The 21,216-nt window shown below is 71.2% G+C and carries 10 protein-coding genes and 1 tRNA gene; 7 read left to right on the forward strand and 4 right to left on the reverse strand.

The features are described 5' to 3' along the window. Positions 1-4: 4 nt before the first annotated feature. From DBP14_RS04060 to DBP14_RS04075, 4 genes are all read left to right on the forward strand, one after another. Positions 5-6,763: a DEAD/DEAH box helicase gene (locus DBP14_RS04060; protein ID WP_129305673.1), complete on the forward strand. Its 6,759-nt coding sequence runs from the start codon at positions 5-7 to the stop codon at positions 6,761-6,763. Then, complete coding sequence (locus tag DBP14_RS04065) at positions 6,763-8,904, forward strand: UvrD-helicase domain-containing protein (protein ID WP_129305674.1); 2,142 nt, start codon at positions 6,763-6,765, stop codon at positions 8,902-8,904. Before DBP14_RS04060 ends, DBP14_RS04065 begins: the two co-directional genes overlap by 1 nt. Positions 8,905-9,001: 97 nt before the next feature. Then, positions 9,002-10,378, forward strand: a complete 1,377-nt coding sequence (locus tag DBP14_RS04070; RefSeq protein ID WP_129305675.1) for an AAA family ATPase — start codon at positions 9,002-9,004, stop codon at positions 10,376-10,378. Between the two features lie 44 nt (positions 10,379-10,422). Next, positions 10,423-11,121 carry an HNH endonuclease gene (locus DBP14_RS04075; RefSeq protein WP_241740795.1) on the forward strand — a complete coding sequence of 233 codons (699 nt, stop codon included), beginning with the start codon at positions 10,423-10,425 and terminating at the stop codon, positions 11,119-11,121. Between the two features lie 544 nt (positions 11,122-11,665). Here DBP14_RS04075 and DBP14_RS04080 read toward each other — a convergent pair. The 4 genes from DBP14_RS04080 to sucC form a co-directional block, all read right to left on the reverse strand. Then, a tRNA-Leu gene (locus DBP14_RS04080) sits at positions 11,666-11,750 on the reverse strand. Positions 11,751-11,946: 196 nt separating this feature from the next. Continuing rightward, on the reverse strand, positions 11,947-13,533 hold the full coding sequence (locus DBP14_RS04085; RefSeq protein ID WP_129305676.1) for an aldehyde dehydrogenase family protein: 1,587 nt from the start codon (positions 13,531-13,533) through the stop codon (positions 11,947-11,949). Positions 13,534-13,862: 329 nt separating this feature from the next. Next, positions 13,863-14,744, reverse strand: a complete 882-nt coding sequence (sucD, locus tag DBP14_RS04090) for a succinate--CoA ligase subunit alpha (protein ID WP_129305677.1) — start codon at positions 14,742-14,744, stop codon at positions 13,863-13,865. A gap of 11 nt (positions 14,745-14,755) precedes the next feature. Then, entirely contained in the window at positions 14,756-15,886 is a 1,131-nt protein-coding gene (gene sucC, locus DBP14_RS04095) for an ADP-forming succinate--CoA ligase subunit beta (protein ID WP_129305678.1), read from the reverse strand. Between the two features lie 178 nt (positions 15,887-16,064). Between sucC and DBP14_RS04100 the strand changes: the two genes are divergently transcribed. The 3 genes from DBP14_RS04100 to DBP14_RS04110 are packed head-to-tail and all read left to right on the forward strand — an operon-like array spanning position 16,065 to position 21,155. After that, complete coding sequence (locus tag DBP14_RS04100) at positions 16,065-17,762, forward strand: thiamine pyrophosphate-binding protein (RefSeq protein ID WP_129305679.1); 1,698 nt, start codon at positions 16,065-16,067, stop codon at positions 17,760-17,762. Positions 17,763-17,773: 11 nt separating this feature from the next. Further along, positions 17,774-19,006, forward strand: coding sequence for a formyl-CoA transferase (frc, locus tag DBP14_RS04105; RefSeq protein ID WP_129305680.1), 1,233 nt, complete (start codon positions 17,774-17,776; stop codon positions 19,004-19,006). A gap of 4 nt (positions 19,007-19,010) precedes the next feature. Continuing rightward, complete coding sequence (locus DBP14_RS04110) at positions 19,011-21,155, forward strand: acetate--CoA ligase family protein (RefSeq protein WP_129305681.1); 2,145 nt, start codon at positions 19,011-19,013, stop codon at positions 21,153-21,155. The last annotated feature ends 61 nt before the right edge of the window (positions 21,156-21,216 follow it).

Genomic DNA, 21,216 nt, shown 5'->3' on the forward strand with positions numbered 1-21,216 from the left:
AGCCATGCTTCCCTCCCTGGCCGCCGAGGATCTGCGCCGTGCCCTCGCCGCGTACCTGACGACGAGCTTCGCGCTCGCCGATGATGACGTCCGCGAGGAGCTCGAGGCTTTCCTTGAGCGGCCGGAGAGTCGGCTCTTCCGGGGCCCATACCTCCGCGTACGGACGCCCTTCCGGTACGCGCCCCCCGGCTGGGAGAAGGCCCTGGACTGGTCGCCCAGCCTCCGCCCCTACACCCACCAGGCGACCGCCTGGCAGCGGCTGTCCAGCAAGTCCGGCCACGCCCCCGAGCCGACGATCGTCACCACCGGCACCGGCTCCGGAAAGACCGAGTCGTTCCTCGTCCCGATCCTCGACCACTGCGCCCGTGCCCGCGCCGCCGGGGTGAAGGGTGTCAAGGCGCTGCTCCTCTACCCGATGAACGCGCTGGCCGACGACCAGGCTCGCCGTATCGACGACTTTCTCGCCAAGAACGCCGCCCTCTCCTCCGTCACCGCCGGCATCTACATCGGCGGCGCATCCGGCAACCGCCCCCCGGACGACGAGGACGAGAACGCCCCCGGCTCCTACGCCCGCGAGTCCGGCGCGAGCACCATCACCCCCGCCCAACTGTCCCCCGACAGCCGCCTGATCACCGACCGTGAGGCCATCCGCGCCAACCCGCCGGACCTGCTGCTCACCAACTACAAGATGCTGGACCTCCTCCTCCAGCGCATCCCGGACGTCCCGCTCTGGCAGGACGGCGGGCTGACGTACGTCGTCCTGGACGAGTTCCACACCTACGACGGCGCCCAGGGCACCGATGTGGCGATGCTGCTGCGCCGCCTGGGCGCGGCCACCGGCAAGGCTGAGCCGGGCCGCCCCCTCGGCACGATCACCCCCGTCGCCACCTCCGCCACCCTCGGCGGCGGAACCGGCGGAGCGGGCGCAACCAATGGAACCGGCGCCGTCGGCCGCACCCCAGCCACCAGCGGCGCCCCCTCCGCCGAAGCGGCCCCCACCCCCGACGGCCCCCAGAAATCCGACCGCGAACTCCTCCTCGAATTCGCCGAGAAAGTCTTCGGCACCCCCTTCCCGGACGCCGCCCTCATCGGCGAGGACCGCCAGTCGCCGGGCGATTTCGTCGCCGAGCCCGACTTCCTCCTCCCGGTGCCCTCCCCGGCCGCCCTCGCCGCCGTCCCCGACCCCCTCGACGAACCGTCCGCCCTCCACCGACTCGCCGAACTCGTCGTCGGCAGGGACTTCGCGGATCCGATCCAACTCGGCGAGAAGCTCCGCCAGCACAACCTCATCCGCGCCCTTCTCGACGTCGCGGGCGACACTCCCGTCACCGTCCCCGAGATCGCCCGCGAGTTCGCGAAGCGCGGCGGCGGCGCGGCCTGGGACGAGGCGGCCCGGACTGACATCGACCTGGTCGCGACCGGCCTCGCGCGGCTCCTCGCGCTGGTCTCGACCGCCCGCGCCTACGACCCGATCGCCGACCGCATCATCCCCTTCCTCCGCGTCGAGGCCCAGCTCTGGGTCCGTGAGGTGCGCCGCGTGATCCGCGCCGCGACGCCGACGCCCCACTTCCGCTGGTTCGACGACGACGGCCCCACCGGCGACACCCGGCCCAACCCGGCCAACCTCGCCGTCTACCCCTCCGCCGAGGTGGACAGCACAGCCGACGCCGACACGGACCCGTATGCCCCCGGTGACGGCGCCTCCGCCCTCACCCCGGACAGCCCCGTCCCGTTCGTCCGCCCCGTCGGCCCGGCCTACCGCGCCCACCTCCCCGCCGTGTACTGCCGCCACTGCGGACGCTCCGGCTGGGCGGCGCTCTCCACGGATCTGGAGTGGCAACAGCTCAAGACCAAGCCGCTGGAGATCTACCGGGCCTCCGCCCAGGGCAACCGCGCCATCCGCTGGATGATCCGCGCCAGGACCGGCGAGCACACCCCTGTCTTCCTCCACGCCGAGGAAGCCGAACTGCGCACGGTGCCGAGCAACGACACCGTGCCCGTCATCACCGTCGCCGGGCCCCTCCCCGCCAACGCGGGCGACAAGTGTCCTTCCTGCGACCTGACCGACGGTATGCGCTTCCTCGGTGCGGGCACCGCCACCCTCGCCTCCGTCACCACCACCCAGCTGTTCTCCGACCGCGGCCTGACCGACAACGAGCGCAAACTGCTGGTCTTCACGGACTCCGTCCAGGACGCCACGCACCGGGCCGCGTTCATCGCCAACCGCAGCTTCGGCTTCACCTTCCGCGGACTGCTCGCCGAGCAGCTCAAGCCGGGCGCCCCCGTCGCCGTGCACGATCTGGCCACAGATGCCGCCGAAGCCGTGGTGACGGCGGCGGAGAAGGGCGAGATGAGCAAGCTCGCCTCGATCGTGCCGCCCGACCTGCGCGACAACCCGGAGATTCGGACGCTCCTCAGCGGCGACGGGTTCAGCGACGCGGGCGCGTACATGCTGCAGGACCGCATGGTCTTCCAGACCCTGCTGGAGTTCGGGCTGCGCTCACGCCTGGGCCGTACCCTCGAACTGACCCGGACCGCCGCCGCCGAGGTGCACCTCCCCGACGCCGCCGCCGTCGCGGCTCTGCTGCGGGAAGCCCACCAGCGCCTCCCGGGGCAGATCACCCTTCCCCCCGACGACGCCGACTACGTCGTCTACCTGCGCGGCCTGCTGGAGCGCATGCGCCTGCGTGGGGCGCTGTTCCACCCCTGGCTGAAGGAGTACATCGCCCAGGCCGGCGCCCGGCGCTGGCCGATCTGGGGCGGGCGGCCTACGGGCATGCCCGCCTTCCCGCGCGGCCTGGCCGCACCGACCTTCCCGGTCCTCGGGCGCCTCGGCACGTCCGAGTTCGACTCGCTGGCCCGTGACAACACCTGGTTCGCCGACTGGGGGCACCGCACCCTCGGCTGCGAGCGACGCGAGGCCCGTGCCCTCGCCGAACAGGCCATGAAGCTGCTCGCGCAGCGTGAGGTACTGGCGACCTACCCGGCCGAGGGCGGCTCGACCGTCTTCGCTCTCAGGCCGCGCACCATCATGGTGCACAGCCTCGCCACCGGCCCGTCGTCTCCCGACGACGGCAGCGGGGCGGATGGGGCAGGGGCCGACGGAACCGGCGTCAACGACCACGGCGTCCGCTGCGACAGCTGCACCTGGCGGCAGACCGTCCCGCCCGGCCGGCGCGAGGACTGGCTCGGCACGCCCTGCCTGCGCTTCCAGTGCGGCGGCACGTTCACCACCGATGACCGTGACTACAGCGACGACTACTACCGCCGTCTCTACACGGTCGACCGGCCCGGTGACGTCCTCACCGCCGAGCACACGGGCGCGCTCAGCCGTGCCCGCCGTGAGGAGGTCGAGCAGGCCTTCAAGAACCGCCCCTCGCCCTTCGACCCGAACGTGCTGACCTGCACGCCCACCCTCGAACTCGGCATCGACATCGGCGACCTGTCCGCCGTGCTGCTCGCCTCCCTACCGCCCGCGCCCGCCAACTACGCGCAGCGCATCGGCCGTGCCGGCCGCAGCACCGGCAACTCGCTCACTGTCACCTTCGTACCGCGCGGTGCCCGCAACCAGTACTACCTGCACGCACCCGAGCAGATGCTCGCGGGCCGGATCATCCCGCCGGACTGCTACCTCGACGCCTCCGAGATCCTGCGCCGCCAGTACCTGGCGTACCTGCTGGACCGGGCCGCCGACCGCAGCCTGTGGCAGGGGACGATGATGCCTGAGGAGCCCATGCCGCACCGCATCGGCGTCCTCTTCACCCGAGGGCTCGCCGAGGACGGCTGGTTCCGCCGCTTCCTGGACGTCGCCCACGCCCGCCACGCCGAACTCGCGTCCTCCTTCGTCCAGCTCTTCCCCGGCATGTCGCCCGAGGCCGAGCAGGGCCTGCGGCAGTTCGCTCAGCTGGAGCTGGAGCAGACCGTCGGCCAGGCCGCCACCGCATGGCGCAAGCGCCTGGAGGCACTGCGCTCCCGGTCCCGGCAGATCGGCCGGGCCTTCGACGCCCTGTCCACCGCCTCCGGGGACCGCGAACGCGACGAACAGCGCCGCCAGCTCTACGCCGAGCGCAGGTCGGTCAACCGGCGCAGGGACGCCCTGGTCGGCGAGAACTCGGTCAACGCCATGGTCCGTCTGGGCCTGCTGCCCAACTACACCCTCCACGACGACGCCACGCTGCTCGACGCGACGCTGTGGTGGAAGGACGCCGACGGCGAGTTCCAGGATCAGCTGACCGAGTACGGGCGGGGCTCACGCATGGGCCTGCTGGAACTGGCGCCCGGCAACACCTTCCACACCGACGGCTACAAGTACATCGTCAACGGCTTGGACCTGGGCGCCGGTGAGGGCGACACCGCCTACGCCAAGTGGCGGCTGTGCCCCGAGTGCGGCTACGTCGCCACCGCCGAGTCCGGGCTGGACCTGACCGCCTGCCCGCGCTGCCTGACGCCTCAGATCGCCGATCCCGGCGCGCTCCACACCGTGCTCGTGCCCGAACGGGTCACCGCCCGCGAGCGGCGCGAGGACGCACGGCTCACCGACGAGCGCGACGAGCGGGAGCGGCGCCGGTTCAACGACATCACGCTGGTGGACATCGACCCGGAACAGCCCCAGGGACTGCGCGCCTGGAAGCGGGTCGGGGAGCTGCCGTTCGGTGTGGAGTTCGCCCGCGTGGCGACCATCCGCACCCTCAACCTCGGCCCGGCCGCCGCCGCGGGCCCTGAGCATCAGATCGCCGGCGACGACGTCCAGGTGCCCGGCTTCGATACGTGCCTGGAGTGCGGGGCCGTACGCGGCGTGCACCCCCAGGCATGGGACCGGACCGCCCAGCGGATCGGTACCCGGCACGCGTACTGGTGCGGCCACAAGGACGACGGGATCGACGCCGAGACGGCGTCGATGCAGCGACTCGTCCTCGCGCACGAGCTGACCACGCAGGCACTGCGGATCCTGCTGCCCGTCTCCACGATGGAACTGCAGACCCGGCTCGTGTCGTTCAAGGCCGCGCTGCTGCTGGGCATCACCAAGCACTTTGGCGGCGCTCCCGACCACCTGCGCGTCGTACCCGCGACCATGCCGGGCGGCACCCGGGAACTGCGCCGCCGCTTCCTGGTGCTGCACGACTCCATGCCGGGCGGCACCGGCTACCTGGAGCACCTCGCCGACGCGACCGTGCTGCACCGGGTGCTCACCCTCGCCCAGACCACCCTGCGGGACTGCCCCTGCGGCAAGGAGAACCTGCGCACCCCCTGCCACCGCTGCCTGCTGCCGCACGTCAGCAGCAACGAACACCCCTTCGCGTCGCTGCGGGTCGCCAGGGAGCTCCTGGACGAGATCCTCACGGGCTGGGACACGGAGCAGGTCGACACCCTGTCCGGGGTGCGCATCGACCAACTCGCCGAGAGCGAACTGGAGAAGCAGTTCGTCCGCACCCTCGTCGACTGGGGCAGCCGCCGCCCGGAGTCCGGCTCGGTGACGCCCCGCGCCGGGGAACGTGGCATGGAGTACGAGCTGCGCTTCACCCGCCCGGACGGTAGCGGCACCCGCTGGCTCTTCCAGGACCATGTGCGGCAGCTGACGTCCGCGCCCAGCGAACCCGACTATCTGCTGACCCGGATCGACGGGCCGTCGACGCGCATCGCGGTCTTCCTCGACGGCTACGCCTTCCACGCCAGCACCGGCATCAACCGGATCGCCGACGACGCCGCCAAGCGCGAGGCACTGCGGGCCGAGGGCATGCAGGTGTGGCAGTTCACGCACGCGGACGTGATGGCCTGGAAGGCGGCGGTGGAGGGGACCGCGGACGACCGCGAGGTGCGCACCCTTGCCGAACCGCTCCTCGGTGAGGGCGCGCTGCGGACCGCCCGGCAGATCCACCAGATGCTGACGGGCGGCGCACGCCCCGACGACACCCTGGACCCGGCACTGCGCAACCCGATCGAGACGCTGCTCGCGGTGCTCGCCGATCCTGACGCAGAGAAGTGGTCCCGCAGGGCGGCGGCGCTGATCAGCGGTTTCGCCGGGGGCGGAGCGGCGCGGCAGCAGGTCGACCGGCGTGCGGTGGGCGAGCGGCTGCCGGACGTGCTCACGGGCGGCCCCCTGCCGGTCGCCGGCAACCCGGCCGCCGCCGACGCCATCGCGATGGACGTCCGCACCCTGGGCGGGCTGCGCGTCATCGGGCTGCTCGACCGGCGGGCCGAGCCCGCGACCGGGCAGCCCGGGATGTCCGCATGGTCGGCCTTCACCGTGCTGGACGACCGCGACGAGGCGGTCGCCGAGCCGGGACACCGGGCACGGTGGGCCGACTGGCTGCGGTGGTCCAATCTATTGCAGCTGCTGACGGGCGACCGGGGTTCGGCACTGCCGCGTTCCTTCCACCAGGTCGCGATGTCCACGGCCGGGCAGCTCGACCCGCACACGGTCGCCCTCCTCACGGGTGCGCTGCCCACCACCACGGGCCTGCCCGACGAACTGCCGGAACCCTGGGCGGAGGCGGTCGAGTGGGCCTCCTCGCAGGCCGAGGAGCTGCTGTTCGCCCTGTGCCGGGAAGCCCGCACCCGTCACTTCGGCGCCCCGGAGGTCGGCTTCGAGCTTGACGACCGGGTCGCACAGCAGGCGGAACTCGCCTGGCCGGACGCCAGGGTGGCGGTGTTCCTCGACGTGGACGAGCACCGTGACACCGCGTTCGCGGAGGCCGGCTGGCACGTCGTACACGCCGAAACAGTTGATGTGGCCGAGTTGGCCGAGCGTTTGGAGAATGTGTGATGTCCAAGGCCCAGGTCGTCATGGCGGACGTCTTCGGCAAGTACTACGACAAGCTCGACGGGTCGGTCCAGGCACAGGTCCTGCAGTTCATCATGAAGATGCAGCGCGACCCGGACGCCAACGGCCTCAACCTCAAGCCGCCGAAAGGCGCCGAGGACAAGCGGGTGCGCACCGCCAGGATCAACGACAACTTCCGCGCGGTCCTGATGCACTATGCCGACCGGATCTACTACCTGGTCGCGGTGCTGCCGCACGACGACGCCTACACCCTCGCGTCCCACATCATCTTCGACATCAACAAGGTCACCGGCGGCGTCGAGCTGATCAACCTCGCGAGCCTCCACGGCACCCTGAGCGGGCAGCCCGCCCAGGCACCCGCCACCGAGCAACCGTCCGTCTTCGCCCACGTCTCCGACGCCGACTTCGACCGGCTCGGCGTGCACCCCTCGGTCGTACCGGCGTTGCGGGAGATCCGCAGCATCGACGCGATACTCGGCTTCGTGGAGCATCTGCCCAAGCTCGCCAGGGACGTGATCCTCTGCCTCGCCGACGGTATGACCGTCGAGGACGTCTGGGAGCACGTCAGTTCGGTCGCCGCGACCACTGACACCATCGACCCGGACGACTACGAGGCCGCCAACGAGCGCCCCGCGACCAAGGAGTCCTTCGTCGTCACCGGCGACGTCGCCGAGTTCGGCCGGATCATGTCCGAGCCGCTGTCGGCCTGGCGGATCTTCCTGCACCCGGCCCAGCGCGCCCTGGCCGAGCGCAAGACTCCCAACAAAGGCTCGGTACGGGTCACCGGCGGCCCCGGCACGGGCAAGACCGTCGTCGCCCTGCACCGGGTCAAGGCCCTGGCCGAACGGCTGCCGCCCGGCCAGGCGATCCTGCTCACCACCTACACCACCACGCTCGCCGAACTGCTGCGCTCGCTCCTTGAGGACCTCGGCGGCACCCAGCTCACCGCGAAGGTGGACGTCCGCAACATCGACAAGGTCGCCTACGGCATCGCCAAGGAGGTCTTCGGCGCGAAGACCCCCAAGTCGCTCGGCGACGACGAGATCCGCAGGCGCTGGGAGGACCTGGCCGAGGAACAGCAGCCGCACCGCTGGGACGCGCGTTTCCTGGAGGCCGAGTGGAAGCAGGTCGTGCTCGCCCAGGACGTGCGCAGCCGCGACGAGTACCTCGTCGCCAGCCGGGCCGGTCGCGGCCGGCGCCTCAACCGCCCGGAACGGGCGCAGGTGTGGGGGCTGATCGAGGCGTTCGAGCACCGGCTGGACGCGGCCGGTGAGGTCGGCGTCACCCAACTCGCGGCGCAGGCCGCCCGGATCGCCTCGGGCTGGAGCGACGAGACCCGCCCGTACCGGCACATCGTCGTGGACGAGGCCCAGGACCTGCACGCCGCGCACTGGAAGCTGCTGCGGGCGCTCGTCCCGGTCGGCGAGGACGACCTCTTCATCGTCGGCGACGCCCACCAGCGGATCTACGACAACCGGACCGCGCTGAGCACCCACGGCATCAACGTGCGGGGCAGACGCTCCAGGCGACTGACCCTGAACTACCGCACGACCCGTCAGATCCTCGGAACGTCGCTGAGCCTGCTGGGCGACGCGAGCTTCGACGACCTCGACGACGCGACCGAGGACCTGGGTGGCTACCGCTCCGTTCTCGGCGGGGCGAAGCCCGAGTTGACCGAGTACCCGAGCACGGCCGCCGAACTCGCGGGCCTGGCCGGACGGGTCGGGGAATGGCTGGGCGAGGGGCTGAAGGAGGACGAGATCGTCGTCACCGCCCGCACCAACAAGCTCGCGGACGGGGCGGTGGAGGCGTTGCACAACGCGGGGATCAAGGCTGTCAGGGTGAAGCCGCGGCAGACTCCGGCGATCGGTTCCGGGGTGCACGTGATGACGATGCACCGGATCAAGGGCCTGGAGTACCGCGCGGTCGCCATCATCGGAGCGGGCGCGGATCACGTGCCGCAGCCCGGCGCCGTCACCCCGGCCTCCGAGGACCGTACCCAGCACGACCGCGACCTGCAGCGCGAGCGCTCACTGCTGTTCGTCGCGGCCACCAGGGCCCGCGAACAGCTCTCCATCACCTGGGCCGGACCACGCAGCCCGTTCCTGGAGGGAAGCCACTGACCTGCGGTGACGCGACACAACGCCGCCGCGTTAGAGTCACCACGGAGCCGGCCGTCGTCCGGCTCTCACCTCAGAACGGGATCCGGGCGGACGAGACATGTACCTGAAGAACCTTCGCCTACGGAACATCAGGTCGTTCCACGGTGCACGCGACGTCGACCTGGACCTGACCAGGCCCGACGGCTCCTACGCCGGCTGGACGGTCCTGGCGGGCCGCAACGGCTCGGGGAAGACGACCCTGCTGCGCGCGGTCGCCCTGACGATCAGCGGACCTGCCGTGGCCCGCAGTCTCGTCCCCGGGTTCGACACCTGGGTCTCGCGAGACGAGACGGTGGCGAAAGCCGAGGTGTGCCTGGTCCATGACCCGGAGCAGGACCAGTTCACCACCGGGCGGCGTCCGGTCCGCCCGATCTGGGCCGGGCTGCGCTGGACCGCGGCGGAGCAGACGTCTCTCTCCGGCAAGCCGGGTTCCAGCAGGGCCGGGCAGCCGGCGCTGAACGCCATCGGCTACCAGAAGGAACGCCCCGTCGCCCAGCGCGGCCCATGGGCAGACAATCCGGTGGGATGGTTCTGCGCGGGGTACGGTCCCTTCCGCAGGCTCGCCGGGGGATCGAGCGACATCCAGCGGCTGATGTCCAGCTCAGGCGCGGTCGCCCGGCTGACTAGCCTCTTCCACGAGGACGCGTCGCTGGCGGAAGGCGTGAGCTGGCTCATCGAGCAGCACCTGCGCGCATTCGAGGACCGCGACGGCGCCCGGGACCTCAAGGCGGCCGCTCTCGCCATCCTGGGTGACGACCTGCTGCCCGACGACTACCGGATCGACAACGTCGACTCCGAGGGCCTGTGGGTCGTCAACCGCAACCATCGGTTCCCGCTGCGGGAGATGAGCGACGGCTACCGCACGGTGGCTGCCCTGGTCGTGGACATCCTCAAGCAGATCCATGACGCCTACGGCGAACTCGTCCTGGACACGACGGACGGCACGCCGAACGTTCCGAGTTCCGGGGTCGTCATCATCGACGAGATCGACGCCCATCTGCACGTGTCCTGGCAGAAGCGCATCGGCGGCTGGCTGAAGGCGCACTTCCCGAACATCCAGTTCATCGTCACCACGCACAGCCCCTACGTCTGCCAGGCAGCGGACCCGGGCGGACTGATCCGGCTGCCGGGCCCCGACGAGGAGGGCCCTGTGGAGGTCGTGCCCCAGCACCTCTACGACCGCATCATCTTCGGCAGCGGCGACGACGCCGTACTCTCGGACCTGTTCGGGCTCGACACCCCCTACTCCGACCAGGCCGAAGAGAAGCGGGAAGAACTCCTCGCCCTGGAACTGGACGTCGTGCGAGGCCGCGCCAGCGAAGAGGAAAAGGACCAATACCGCCACCTGAAGCGCAAGTTGGCCAGTTCACCGGCAGCTCGCGTCGATGAAATCGCAGCCGGGCTCCACTCCCGCCGTCCACGGCGCGATTCATGATCCGAGTGACGAGGGTGCCACTCCCGCAGTCGACGCTGACTTCCATGGCCGGCTACACCGGTGACATCGGGCAGGCCGCTGCACCCAAGACGCGAGCGGGGCAGTTATGGAAGCACACGTCCGTCCGCAGGCACATACACCCCGTGCTGAGAAGCGCCCTCGCGGAGATGGCACCCGGGCTGGAGCGGTGCATGTACTGCGGGGACAACCAGGGCACGGACATCGACCACTTCGAGCCCGTCCGTGTCAATCCGTTACGGACCTTCGACTGGAACAACCACCTGCTGGCGTGCTCCCTGTGCAACAGCCACCTCAAACGTGGCCTCTTCCCCCTCGCCAACGACGGCACGCCCCTGCTCATCGACCCGAGCAGTGAGGATCCCGCTCCGCATCTACACCTCTCGCTCGCTGCCGGCGAATACATCGATCTCACCGACAGGGGCACCGCCACGATCAAGGTCTTCGGTCTCAACCGGAGAATCCTCGTCCGAGGACGGCTCAATGCTTACCGGATCACCCCGCTTCTGCTGAACAAGTGGCGTACTGCCTTCGAAAAGGACGACCTGGAGGAGGTGGCAGCCTGCGCGGCAACCGTCTGGGAGCAGCCCACCGCCGACGTTGTTCATGCCATGTTCCACCAAGCAGTCGTCCCGGGCGCCGAGGACATCTTCACCGACGAGTCCGACACCCTCGCTCTGCTGCGTGATCCGGTGATCCGTACCGGACTGCTGGGCACCTGCTAGGTCAGCGCTCTGCGCAAGGACGTTCTCGCTGAGAGCTTCCCTCGAGAGAAGAAATGGGAGGACACCGCCGTGAAGCTGAGTTCGGCGGTCGGTGACATCACCGAAGTGGCAGGCTGCACCCGGGTAACAGTCCCTGAAGTATCCGTGCGGCTTGCTGCTCCCCAGACATAGGTCAGATTCGCCGCAATCTCAGCGAGCCGCACGGACGCATCGCACAGACCCTGCTCAATGCCGTCATCATCTTCATGGCGAACCTCAGAGCGATCCGACGGTTCCTCCCCCGCGACCAAGGCATCCAGCCCCGCAAGGCCAGCACACAGAGCGCCGTAACCCAACCCGTTGAACCCTCTGCCCCGTCCCTGGCGCGACCGCTTCCGACCGGGCAGGTCGAGCCTTGGCCACGCGAATGACGCACCTCCGCCGCACCCCCTCATCGAGCCGATCATGAGGCTCAAGGCCCCAGAAACGACGAAATACCGGTGAGTCACATGACTCACCGGTAATTCGTGAACGCTTCGGGACGATCTCGTGAACGTCCCACTTGTGTCCGAGGGGGGACTTGAACCCCCACGCCCGATAAAGGGCACTAGCACCTCAAGCTAGCGCGTCTGCCATTCCGCCACCCGGACGGGGTGTGTGCCGACCGACGGGGTGCTCCCCGCGGCGACATGGACAACAATACCAAGCTTTGGGAGTGCGTTTCACCTGCGTATCCGCCGTGGCCGTGCGCCCGGCGGGCCCGGTGGCCCGGTGGGCGGGGCTCTCGTGAAGCACCCCGCCACCGGGCCGTACGTTCCGTGACGGCGGACGTACCGTTCGTGTCCCTCAGGGGGTGAGCCGGTACTCCGGGAAGTTGCCGGGCAGCCGTTCGTCCGCCGGGCCCCGGGTCACCGCACGGACGAGGAGTTCGCCGCCGACGAAGGCACCGTGCCAGGAGGCGCCCCAGCCGCCGAACCACTCGTCGCGGTCGCCGCGGGAGCGGGGGGTGCCGTGGCCCACCTTGAAGGCGCGGATGTGCGTGGCCAGCCGGTCGTAGGTCCTGCGGTCGTCGGTCGCGAGGGTGGCGACGAGGGCGCCGTTGGAGGCGTTCATCGCGGCCAGCAGTTCGGCCTCGGTGTCGACCAGGACGATCGTGTCGACGGGGCCGAACGGTTCCGCGTGGTGCAGCGGGGAGCTGGGCGGCGGATTGAGCAGGGTGACCGGGTGCAGGTACGCCGACGTGTCCTGGCCGGGCAGGAAGCGCGCCGGATCGGGCCGGCCCCGGTGCAGGGGTACGGCACCCCGGTCGACCGCCTCGGCGACCTGGTCGGCGAGTTCCTTGGCCTTGGCCACGCTGATCAGCGGCCCGAAGTCCAGCTCGGGCAGCGGGTCGCCGGGGCCGGCGACGGCGAGGGGGTGGCCGACGCGGACGGTGCGGACCGCGGGGAGGTAGGCGGACAGGAATCCGTCGAAGAGGGAGCGCTGGACGACGAAACGGGGGTAGGCGGTGCAGCGCTGCTTGCCGTAGTCGAACAGCTTGGGGATCAGCGCGGTCAGCGCGGCCCAGTCGGAGAAGTCCCACACGCCCCAGGTGTTGAGTCCCTCCTGTTCCAGGACGTGCCGGGTGCCCAGGCCGGCGACGGCGTCGGCGACGGCGGCGCCGGTGTCCCGGCCGCCGACGAAGGACACGCAGCCGATCTCCGGCGCCCGCACCAGCGCCTCGGACAGCTCGCCCCCGCTGCCGCCGACCAGGGTGACGGGCACGCCCTCGCGGGCGGCCAGCGCGAAGGCGAGGGTGAGGCAGGCGACGCCGCCGTCGGTCGGGGTCTTCGCGACGACCGCGTTCCCCGCGAGGGCCTGCACCAGCACCGCGTGGACGAGGACGCTCATCGGATAGTTCCAGCTGGCGATGTTGGAGACCGGGCCGTCCAGCGGGGCCCGGCCGGCGAGCATCGGCTCGATGCCGTCGACGTACCAGCGCACGCCGTCGATCGCCCGGTCGACGTCGGCGAGGGCGAGCCGCCAGGGCTTGCCGATCTCCCAGACGAGCAGCAGGGCGAGCAGGTCACGCTGTTCGGACAACGCGTCCAAAGTCGCGGCGATCCGGGCCCGCCGCTCGGGCAGGGGCACGTGCCGCCAGGCGCGGTGCTGGTCAAGCGCGGCGCGCACGGCCCGCACGGCGGTCGGCCCGTCGAGGCGGGGGGCACCGGCGACGGGCGTGCCGTCGACCGGAGTGGTGGCGGGCAGCACCCGGCCGTCCGGCCGCCAGGCGGCGTCCCAGAGGTTGAGGACGCGGTCGTCCCGGAAGGCCTCGGGTGCTACGGCGACACAGCGCTGCCAGGCGTCGGCATAGGCGGTCCCGGGCTTGAGGGTGAGGGTTGAGGTGGAGGCGGGACCGGGGGTGGGCTGTTGCGAGGTGAGGGTGGATGCCATGGGTCGTCAGCTCCGCTCTGGGTGAACGGTCGGGCGGGGGCGGGCGGCTGGGGGCCGGCTGTTCGAGGGACGGGGCGCGGGTGGGGGCTGGAGTGCCGGGGGGCTGAGGCGCCGGGGGGATGGCGGCCGAGATGCCGGGACCTGGGCGCGGGGCCCAGAGCGTGGGGGCCCGGGTCCCGGGACCTGGGTGTGGCGACCCTGGGCCGCGACCCGAGTGCCGGAACCCGGGCACGGGGCCCAGGGTGCGGGGCCCAGCGTGCGCGGGCCCCAGGGTGCGCGAGCCCGGGCGCGGGGCCCAGGGCGTGTGGGCCCGCGTGCCGTGCCAGGCCTCAGCCGTCCTCGAGCGTTTCCAGGGCCAGCCGCGCCGTCTGTGTAGGGGTGCGGCCCACTCGTACGCCCGCCGCCTCCAGTGCCTCCTGCTTGGCCGCGGCCGTGCCCGACGAGCCGGAGACGATGGCGCCGGCGTGGCCCATGGTCCGGCCCTCGGGTGCGGTGACGCCGGCGACGTAGCCGACGACGGGCTTGGTGACGTGTTCGCGGATGTAGGCGGCGGCCCGTTCCTCGGCATCGCCGCCGATCTCCCCGATGAGGACGACGAGTTCGGTGTCGGGGTCGTCCTGGAAGGCGGCGAGGCAGTCGATGTGGCTGGTGCCGACGACCGGGTCGCCGCCGATGCCGACGCAGGTCGAGAAGCCGGTGTCGCGCAGTTCGTGCATGAGCTGGTAGGTGAGCGTGCCCGACTTGGAGACCAGGCCGATCCGGCCCGGTTTGGTGATGTCGGCGGGGATGATGCCGGCGTTGGACTGGCCGGGCGTGATCAGGCCCGGGCAGTTGGGGCCGATGACGCGCGTGCCGCGGCGTGCGGCGTGGGTGGTGAAGGCGACCGTGTCGTGGACGGGGATGCCCTCGGTGATGACAACCGCGAGCGGGATGCGGGCGTCGGCCGCCTCCATGACCGCCGCCTTGGCGAAGGCGGGCGGGACGAAGACGACGGTGACATCGGCCCCGGTCGACCGTATACCGTCGGCGACCGACCCGAAGACGGGGACCGCCCGGTCGTCGAAGTCGACGCGCTGACCGGCCTTGCGCGGGTTGACGCCGCCGACGACGTTCGTGCCGGCCGCGAGCATGCGCCGCGTGTGCTTCATGCCCTCGCCGCCGGTCATGCCCTGGACGAGGACCTTGCTCTCCTGGGTGAGGTAGATGGCCATGGTGCGGCTCCTCAGGCGGTGTGGGCGAGTTCGGCGGCCCGGCGGGCGGCGCCGTCCATGGTGGGGACCTGCTCGACCAGCGGATGCGCGCGCTCGTCGAGGACGGCGCGGCCCCGGGCCGCGTTGTTGCCGTCGAGCCGGACGACGAGCGGCTTGGTCAGCCGTACCGTGTCCAGCGCCTCGACGATGCCGTCGGCGACCGCGTCGCAGGCGGTGATCCCGCCGAAGACGTTGACGAGGACGGACCTCACGGCGGGGTCGGAGAGGATCACGGACAGTCCGTCGGCCATGACCCGGGCCGAGGCGCCGCCGCCGATGTCCAGGAAGTTCGCGGGCCGGGCGCCGCAGCCGGCGACGACGTCGAGAGTGGACATGACCAGGCCCGCGCCGTTGCCGATCACGCCGACCTCGCCGTCGAGCTTGACGTAGGTGAGGCCGCGGGCCGCGGCCACCGCCTCCAGCGGGTCGTGGTGCCCGCCGGGCTCATCGCCCCAGCGGGCCTGCCGGAAGCGGGCGTTGTCGTCGAGGGTGACCTTGCCGTCGAGGGCGAGGACGCCGCCCCGGGCGGTACGCACCAGCGGGTTGACCTCGACGAGCAGGGCGTCCTCGCGGACCAGCACCTGCCACAGCCGTACGAGGACGTCGGCGCACCGGGCCGGCAGGCCGGCGGCGTCGGCGATCTCGCAGGCCTTGGCGGAGGTCACGCCCTCGGCCGGGTCGACGGGGACGCGCGCCACCGCCTCGGGCCTGCTCGCCGCGACCTCCTCGATCTCCATCCCGCCCTCGGCGGAGGCGATCGCGAGGAAGCGGCCGGCCGCCCGGTCGAGGACGTACGAGACGTAGAACTCGTCGGCGATGTCGACGGGTTCGGCGAGCATGACGGTGCGGACCGTGTGGCCGCGGATGTCCATGCCGAGGATCTGCCGGGACGTCCGCTCGGCGGCGGCCGGGTCGGCGGCGAGCCTCACCCCGCCCGCCTTCCCTCGTCCGCCGGTCTTCACCTGTGCCTTGACCACCGCGCTCCCGCCGAGCCGGCGGGCGATGGCCCGGGCCTCGCCGGGCGAGTCCGTGACCTCGGCGCGCGGCACCGGGATGCCGTGTTCCGCGAAGAGGTCCCTTGCCTGGTGTTCGTACAGGTCCATTTCGGCTCCTGTCTGAAAAGTGCCGCACGCCCCCTGGACACCACCCACCGGATGCGGGATAACAAGCTTCATACAGTATTCGTCGACTGTATGCAATGTACTGCCGACCGCCGACAGCATCTCGCTGAGCTGTCCGGCCACGAGCGTTCCCACCCCTACGAAGGGACAGGACTTCGCCATGCCCGACGACACACAGGACCCCGGCCCCCAGGACGTGATCTCCGGTGGTCATCTCGTTGCCAAGGCGCTGAAGGCCGAGGGGGTCGACCGCATCTACACCCTGTGCGGCGGCCACATTATCGACATCTACGACGGCTGCGTCGACGAGGGCATCGAGGTCGTCGACGTACGCCACGAGCAGGTCGCCGCGCACGCCGCCGACGGCTATGCCCGCATCACCGGCAGGCCCGGCTGCGCCGTCGTCACCGCGGGCCCGGGGACCACCGACGCCGTCACCGGTGTCGCCAACGCCTTCCGCGCCGAGTCCCCGATGCTCCTGATCGGCGGCCAGGGCGCGCACACCCAGCACAAGATGGGCTCCCTGCAGGACCTGCCGCACGTCGACATGATGACGCCGATCACCAAGTTCGCGGCGACCGTGCCCGACACGGCGCGGGCGGCGGACATGGTGTCGATGGCGTTCCGCGAGTGCTACCACGGCGCGCCCGGGCCCTCGTTCCTGGAGATCCCGCGCGACGTCCTCGACGCCAAGGTGCCGGTGGCGAAGGCCCGGGTGCCCCGGCCGGGCGGCTACCGGGCCTCGACGCGCTCGGCCGGCGATCCGGAGGCCGTGGAGCGGCTCGCCGATCTGCTCGTGCACGCCGAGAAGCCCGCGATCCTGCTGGGCAGCCAGGTCTGGACGACCCGCGGCACCGAGGCGGCGATCGATCTGGTCCGCACCCTCAACATCCCCGCCTACATGAACGGCGCCGGCCGCGGCACCCTGCCACCGGGCGACCCGCACCACTTCCAGCTCTCACGCCGGTACGCGTTCGCCCACGCCGACGTCATCGTGATCGTCGGCACGCCGTTCGACTTCCGGATGGGCTACGGCAAGCGCCTCTCCCCCGACGCGACCGTCGTGCAGATCGACCTCGACTACCGGACGGTGGGCAAGAACCGCGACATCGACCTCGGGATCGTGGGCGACGCGGGACTGGTCCTGAAGTCGGTCGACGAGGCCGCGTCCGGGCGCGTCAACGGCGGTGCCGCCCGGCGCAAGGAGTGGCTGGACGAGCTGCGCGCCGCCGAACAGGCCGCGCTCGACAAGCGGTTGCCGCAGCTGCGCTCCGACGCCTCGCCGATCCACCCATACCGGCTGGTCAGCGAGATCAACGACTTCCTCACCGAGGACTCCATCTACATTGGCGACGGCGGGGACATCGTCACCTTCTCCGGGCAGGTCGTGCAGCCCAAGTCGCCCGGCCACTGGATGGACCCGGGCCCGCTCGGCACGCTCGGCGTCGGCGTCCCCTTCGTGCTGGCCGCCAAGCAGGCGCGGCCCGACAAGGAGGTCGTGGCGCTCTTCGGCGACGGGGCCTTCTCCCTCACCGGCTGGGACTTCGAGACCCTCGTCCGCTACGGCCTGCCGTTCGTCGGCATCGTCGGCAACAACTCCTCCATGAACCAGATCCGTTACGGCCAGGCCGTCAAGTACGGCAAGGAGCGCGAGCGGGTCGGCAACACCCTCGGCGACGTGCCGTACGACGAGTTCGCGCGGATGCTCGGCGGTCACGGCGAGGAGGTCCGCGACCCCGCCGGCATCGGCCCCGCCCTGCGCCGGGCGCGGGAGTCGGGCAAGCCGTCGCTGATCAACGTCTGGGTCGACCCGGACGCCTACGCCCCCGGAACCATGAACCAGACCATGTACAAGTGAGGTGAACGCCCATGACAGCCAGGGCACTCGAGGGCATTCGCGTCCTCGACATGACCCACGTCCAGTCCGGCCCCTCCGCCACCCAGCTGCTCGCCTGGCTCGGTGCCGACGTGGTCAAGCTGGAGGCGCCGTCCGGGGACATCACCCGCAGGCAGCTGCGGGACCTGCCGGACGTCGATTCCCTCTACTTCACGATGCTCAACTGCAACAAGCGGAGCATCACGCTGAACACCAAGACCGAGCGCGGCAAGGAGATCCTCACCGAGCTGATCCGGCGCTCCGACGTCATGGTGGAGAACTTCGGGCCGGGCGCGGTCGACCGTATGGGATTCACCTGGGACCGCATACAGGAGATCAACCCGCGGCTCGTGTACGCCTCCATCAAGGGGTTCGGTGAAGGCCCCTACACCGGATTCAAGGCGTACGAGGTCGTCGCGCAGGCCATGGGCGGGTCGATGTCGACCACCGGCTTCGAGGACGGGCCGCCGCTCGCGACGGGCGCCCAGATCGGGGACTCGGGCACCGGCGTGCACCTCGTCGCGGCGATCCTCGCGGCGCTGCTCCAGCGCGAGCGCACCGGACGCGGCCAGCGGGTCAACGTGGCCATGCAGCACGCCGTGCTCAACCTGTGCCGGGTGAAGCTGCGCGACCAGCAGCGCCTGGCCCACGGGCCGCTCGCCGAGTACCCGAACGAGGACTTCGGCGACGCGGTCCCCCGCTCCGGGAACGCCTCCGGCGGCGGCCAGCCCGGCTGGGCGGTCAAGTGCGCGCCGGGCGGCCCGAACGACTGGGTGTACGTGATCGTGCAGCCCGTCGGCTGGAAACCCGTCAGTGAGCTGATCGGCCGGCCGGAACTCGCCGACGACCCCGAGTGGGCGACGCCCGAGGCCCGCCTGCCGAAGCTGAACAAGATGTTCCAGCTGATCGAGGAGTGGTCCGCGACGCTGCCCAAGTGGGAGGTGCTGGAGCGGCTCAACGCCCACAACATCCCCTGCGGGCCGATCCTGTCCGCACGGGAGATCATCGAGGACGCCTCGCTGGCCGCCAACGAGATGGTGGTGCGCGTCGAGCACCCCGAGCGCGGCGAGTTCGTCACGGTCGGCAGCCCCCTGAAGCTGTCCGACTCCCCCGTCGAGGTGCGCAGTTCCCCGCTGCTCGGCGAGCACAACGCCGAGGTGTACGTCGGCGAACTGGGCCTCGGTGACGAGGAACTGCGCCTGCTGAAGTCGAACGGGGTGATCTGAGGTGATGGCCGAGGACCGGCTGACGAAGGTGCGGTCGCTGCTCGACGCCGTGCGCGGCGAGGGCCGTACCGCGCTGACGGCGCCCGAGGGCAAGGTGATCGCCGACGCGTACGGGATCGCCGTACCGGGCGAGGCGCTGGCGGCGGACGTGGACGAGGCGGTGGCGGCCGCGGCGCGGTTCGGCGGGCCGGTCGTCATGAAGATCGTCTCGCCGGACATCCTGCACAAGACCGACGCGGGCGGTGTGGTCGTCGGGGTGCGGGGCGCGGCGGACGTGCGGGCCGCGTTCCACCGGATCGTGGAGAACGCGCGCGCGTACGACGCGGACGCCCGGATCGAGGGTGTGCAGGTACAGGAGCTGCTGCCGCCGGGACAGGAGGTCATCGTCGGCGCGGTCACCGATCCGACGTTCGGGAAGGTCGTGGCGTTCGGGCTCGGCGGTGTGCTGGTCGAGGTGCTGAAGGACGTGACGTTCCGGCTGGCCCCGGTCGGCGCCGACGAGGCCCTGTCGATGCTCGACTCCATCCGGGCGGCGCCGGTCCTGCGCGGGGTGCGGGGGCGGCCGGGCGTGGACCGGTGGGCCCTCGCCGAGCAGATCCGGCGGGTGTCCGAACTGGTCGCGGACTTCCCGGAGATCGCCGAGGTGGACCTCAACCCGGTGATCGCGACGCCCGAGGGCGCGGTGGCCGCCGACATCCGGATCATCCTCGCCACCTCGCAGCCGGAACCCCGTCGGCGGTATGCACGCGACGAGATCCTGTCGACGATGCGCCGGCTGATGCAGCCCTCCTCCATCGCCGTGATCGGCGCCTCCAACGAGCCGGGCAAGATCGGCAACTCGGTGATGCGCAACCTCCTCGACGGCGGCTTCGCCGGGGAGATCCACCCGGTGAACCCCAAGGCCGATGACATCCTGGGCCGGAAGGCGTACAAGAGTGTCACGGACGTTCCCGGTGAGGTGGATGTGGCCGTCTTCGCCATTCCCGCCCCGTTCGTGGCCGCGGCGCTGGAGGAGGTGGGGCGCAGGAACATCCCCAACGCCGTCCTGATCCCCTCCGGTTTCGCGGAGACCGGCGAGCACGCGCTCCAGGCGGAGATCGTGGCGGTCGCCGAACGGTACGGCGTCCGCCTGCTCGGCCCGAACATCTACGGCTACTACTCCACCTGGCAGGACCTGTGCGCCACGTTCTGCACGCCGTACGACGTCAAGGGCGGTGTGGCGCTGACCTCGCAGTCCGGGGGCATCGGCATGGCGATCCTCGGCTTCGCGCGCACCACTAAGACGGGTGTGTCGGCGATCGTGGGCCTCGGCAACAAGGCCGACCTGGACGAGGACGACCTGCTCACCTGGTTCGGTGAGGATCCGCACACCGAGTGCATCGCGATGCACCTGGAGGACCTCAAGGACGGGCGGGCCTTCGTGGAGGCGGCGCGCGCGACGGTGCCGAAGAAGCCGGTGGTGGTGCTGAAGGCGGGCCGTACGGCGGCGGGCGCGAAGGCCGCCGGCTCGCACACCGGGGCCCTCGCGGGCGACGACGCGGTGTACGACGACATCCTGCGGCAGGCCGGTGTCATCCGGGCGCCGGGACTCAACGACATGCTGGAGTACGCGCGCGCGTTGCCGGTACTGCCGGCGCCCCGGGGCGACAACGTGGTCATCATCACCGGCGCGGGCGGCAGCGGCGTGCTGCTGTCCGACGCGGTCACCGACAACGGGCTGTCCCTGATGGAGATCCCGCCCGATCTGGACGAGGCGTTCCGCCGGTTCATCCCGCCGTTCGGGGCGGCCGGCAACCCGGTGGACATCACGGGCGGCGAGCCGCCGTCGACGTACGAGGCGACGATCCGGCTGGGACTTGAGGATCCGCGGATCCACGCGCTCGTCCTCGGCTACTGGCACACGATCGTCACCCCGCCGATGGTGTTCGCGGAGTTGGCCGCGCGCGTGGTCGCCGAGTTCCGGTCCAAGGGGATCGAGAAGCCGGTCGTGGCGTCCCTCGCGGGCGACGTCGAGGTCGAGGCGGCCTGCCAGTACCTCTTCGAACACGGCGTCGTGGCCTACCCGTACACGACGGAGAAGCCGGTGGCCGTACTCGGCGCGAAGTACAGGTGGGCGCGGGCGGCGGGGTTGCTGGGGGGCGGTTCATGAGCTGAGTGAGCGTTGGGGCGGCCGGCGGTGCGCGCCGGCCGCGCCCGGGACCCGTGCGCGC

Origin of the sequence: Streptomyces sp. L2 (genome assembly GCF_004124325.1) — a bacterium.
Classification (GTDB): Bacteria; Actinomycetota; Actinomycetes; order Streptomycetales; family Streptomycetaceae; genus Streptomyces.